The organism is Methanospirillum sp. (genome assembly GCF_035406105.1).
Classification (GTDB): domain Archaea; phylum Halobacteriota; class Methanomicrobia; order Methanomicrobiales; family Methanospirillaceae; genus Methanospirillum.
Window position 1 is genome coordinate 1 of sequence record NZ_DAONKG010000301.1, and the last position, 2,262, is coordinate 2,262.

General features: G+C 49.8%; 8 protein-coding genes. 7 read left to right on the forward strand and 1 reads right to left on the reverse strand.

Annotated features, from left to right (window positions below; genetic code table 11):
• The 4 genes from PLA23_RS12685 to PLA23_RS12700 all read left to right on the forward strand — a co-directional run.
• Positions 1 to 332, forward strand: a 332-nt coding sequence (locus tag PLA23_RS12685; protein WP_324475418.1) for a hypothetical protein, incomplete at its 5' end; no start/stop codon positions are given.
• A gap of 9 nt (positions 333 to 341) precedes the next feature.
• Positions 342 to 608 (forward strand): DUF8136 domain-containing protein, encoded by a 267-nt coding sequence (locus PLA23_RS12690; protein ID WP_324475419.1) that lies wholly within the window; start codon positions 342 to 344, stop codon positions 606 to 608.
• The gene (locus tag PLA23_RS12695) at positions 605 to 862 is read left to right on the forward strand and encodes a hypothetical protein (RefSeq protein WP_324475420.1); all 258 of its coding nucleotides are present in this window, start codon (positions 605 to 607) and stop codon (positions 860 to 862) included. The genes PLA23_RS12690 and PLA23_RS12695 overlap by 4 nt, the downstream gene beginning before the upstream one ends.
• A complete protein-coding gene (locus PLA23_RS12700) occupies positions 859 to 1,038 on the forward strand; it encodes a hypothetical protein (RefSeq protein WP_324475421.1) in 180 nt (59 codons plus the stop codon). The genes PLA23_RS12695 and PLA23_RS12700 overlap by 4 nt, the downstream gene beginning before the upstream one ends.
• Positions 1,039 to 1,290: 252 nt before the next feature.
• Here PLA23_RS12700 and PLA23_RS12705 read toward each other — a convergent pair whose 3' ends face one another.
• The gene (locus tag PLA23_RS12705; RefSeq protein WP_324475422.1) at positions 1,291 to 1,431 is read right to left on the reverse strand and encodes a DUF2080 family transposase-associated protein; all 141 of its coding nucleotides are present in this window, start codon (positions 1,429 to 1,431) and stop codon (positions 1,291 to 1,293) included.
• 131 nt (positions 1,432 to 1,562) lie between these two features.
• Here PLA23_RS12705 and PLA23_RS12710 point away from each other — a divergent pair, with 131 nt between their 5' ends.
• The 3 genes from PLA23_RS12710 to PLA23_RS12720 are packed head-to-tail and all read left to right on the forward strand — an operon-like array spanning position 1,563 to position 2,258.
• On the forward strand, positions 1,563 to 1,781 hold the full coding sequence (locus tag PLA23_RS12710) for a hypothetical protein (protein ID WP_324475423.1): 219 nt from the start codon (positions 1,563 to 1,565) through the stop codon (positions 1,779 to 1,781).
• A 17-nt stretch (positions 1,782 to 1,798) separates the two neighbouring features.
• Positions 1,799 to 1,954, forward strand: a complete 156-nt coding sequence (locus PLA23_RS12715; protein WP_324475424.1) for a hypothetical protein — start codon at positions 1,799 to 1,801, stop codon at positions 1,952 to 1,954.
• 1 nt (position 1,955) lies between these two features.
• On the forward strand, positions 1,956 to 2,258 hold the full coding sequence (locus PLA23_RS12720; RefSeq protein WP_324475425.1) for a hypothetical protein: 303 nt from the start codon (positions 1,956 to 1,958) through the stop codon (positions 2,256 to 2,258).
• Positions 2,259 to 2,262 lie beyond the last annotated feature (4 nt).

A 2,262-nucleotide genomic window follows, 5' to 3' on the forward strand; every position in this document is an offset into this window, starting at 1 on the left:
AAATGGCAGAGCGAGAGAAGTTTCGCAGGCGGGTAGAGACCACTGCCCGCGAGTGGGTGAAGAACGGGAACCTCATTGTATTTGTGGGAAACACAAGGGTCCAGGACATGGCGGATCTCAAGTGCCCGGCTTGTGGTGCCTCCAACGCGAACATGGCAGGGTATATTGAGGCATACACTGAAGAGGTCATCAGGAACACCCCGTTCCATCAGGCATACGGGTTTTTTTCGGTCAATGGTGCCTACCGCATCCCGGTGATGTATCATGCTTTTCCCTGTCCCCATTGCCAGACAGGGATAACAGAAATCATTCACGCTATCTGGCAATCCTAACAGGTAATCATGGCTGATGAAGAATTTTCAGAAGTTGCACCGGAGAATCTGAAAAAATTAGAGCGTCAGGATCTTATGCAGGTAACAAGCCGGCTCATCCGACACCTGGATAAGAAATCTATAGCTGGCCGGCTATCTGAACCCGATACTGAAAAGATGCGTGACGCGAAGACGAGGCTTCTGATTGAAGCGATTAAGACGCACGGTTCTCTCATCAGGGACGAGCAGCTGGAATCAATTGAAGCCCGTCTCCGTGCACTCGAGGAGAGACTATGAACATTGAAACCAGAATCGAACGATTGGAACAGATGACACCTGCAGCACGAAACCCGGCCCTGTCCTGGTCAGACGAGAAGGTCGAGACGGAAGCCCTGAAGATCATCCGGCAGGTGACCGGGTATACCGGGACCCTGTCCGGTCCTGCCTGTGGTCAGGTTGCCCGGCTGTTACTCCGGTGTGACTGTGACCCTGACAGGCTTGACCAGGTAGACCGGGACACTCTGACCCGGCTGTTGGGCGGTGAGCAATGAACCTGGAAGCAAGACTCAAGAGACTCGAGCAGGCCGGCAGGCAACATAAGATCCGGTTTGTAACGATTGAAGAAGATGATCCGGACAGAGCAGAAAAGATCCTGCAGGCCGAGCAGGAAGCAAGAGCGGCCGGTGAATACCTGGTCATCTGGGATATTGTAGACGGGTCACTCTGATCCAACCGTGATGATCCGGGGGCCGTGCTCTCTCCCACGCCAACCGGTGAACGGTGCTGGTCAATTTTCGCACATGCTTCTCGCTCACCAGGGGGGTCATCCCCCCGTTATCATAACGGTGTCTTGGGAGTAATTCTTCTCCGATTAAGAAAAGAAGCGAAAATACTCTACACTTGACAAAGTGTCAATACCGGACAGTAGCCAAAATGGATACTGACAGTATGTATGCAACCATGTACACTTTGTACACTGTCACTCTTCTTCTAACGGCTCGAGGAGCAGGACCCGGACTTCTTTCCCTGACCAGGACTTCGGGACATAAACGGCACCTGAGTTTCCCTGAGTTTTGACCTGCTTGTCTATTGTTTTATAGCATTTTGCGGTTATTTCCATTTCTTTCATTCCCTAAACGTTATTCGTATATTGTATTTATTTTGTCATGACATAATAGTATTTGTTCTAACATTGTTCGAACAATATATATACTATTGAAGCTAAGATAGTAGTGTAGCGAGGTGACAGAGATGACCACACCAGAAGAAATCGAAAAAAGCATGGATGAAAAGCTCTGGGAAAAATACACCGGGGCAATTCAGAGACTCTTAGATGATGGAATGACCGTAGAAGAACTGGTGGCCCGGATGACCAGATACCAACACCTGGACCTGAACCACCAGGCAAACATCATGGAGATGATGTGGAAATACCGGAGAGCCGGAGAACTCCCGGCACTCAAAATTTAATTTAGGAAGTGAAAAAAATGACAATAACCGAAGCACACCAGGCCCGGACCATGTGCCTGTCATTCTGCTATGCTGGAAGAAACGGACATTGCAGAGCAGCCGGGACCGATAACAACCAGGTTAAGAACTGCCTGGCTGCATTCAGAAGAGAACAGAAGGCAGGAGTGGTATAAGATGGATTCTTGCACCTTCCAGCACACCCCGGCAGGTTTCACGCTTGAAACAGATAATACATCATACCTGATAGGTAATGATGATTTGTCATTACTGAAGCGTGGGTATACCATCCCACTGAGGGACCTGGATAAGAATAGTCTTGGTCCTGCAGGCGTGGTATACACCCGGAAGGGCAACATCGATATCCGGCTTCCATCCGGTGACGTTGTAACCATACCCAGCCGGCTGATGAATGCAGGAGACAATATCAGGAGGGTTATCTTAACTCCCTCCTCCTGTGACCAGGTGGTGACAGCATGACCGC

Coding starts and splice junctions, on each gene's coding strand:
- PLA23_RS12710 (WP_324475423.1), top strand. CDS start 1,563: ATGACCACACCAGAAGAAATCGAAAAAAGCATGGATGAAAAGCTCTGG.
- PLA23_RS12690 (WP_324475419.1), top strand. CDS start 342: ATGGCTGATGAAGAATTTTCAGAAGTTGCACCGGAGAATCTGAAAAAA.
- PLA23_RS12695 (WP_324475420.1), top strand. CDS start 605: ATGAACATTGAAACCAGAATCGAACGATTGGAACAGATGACACCTGCA.
- PLA23_RS12700 (WP_324475421.1), top strand. CDS start 859: ATGAACCTGGAAGCAAGACTCAAGAGACTCGAGCAGGCCGGCAGGCAA.
- PLA23_RS12720 (WP_324475425.1), top strand. CDS start 1,956: ATGGATTCTTGCACCTTCCAGCACACCCCGGCAGGTTTCACGCTTGAA.
- PLA23_RS12715 (WP_324475424.1), top strand. CDS start 1,799: ATGACAATAACCGAAGCACACCAGGCCCGGACCATGTGCCTGTCATTC.
- PLA23_RS12705 (WP_324475422.1), bottom strand. CDS start 1,431: ATGGAAATAACCGCAAAATGCTATAAAACAATAGACAAGCAGGTCAAA.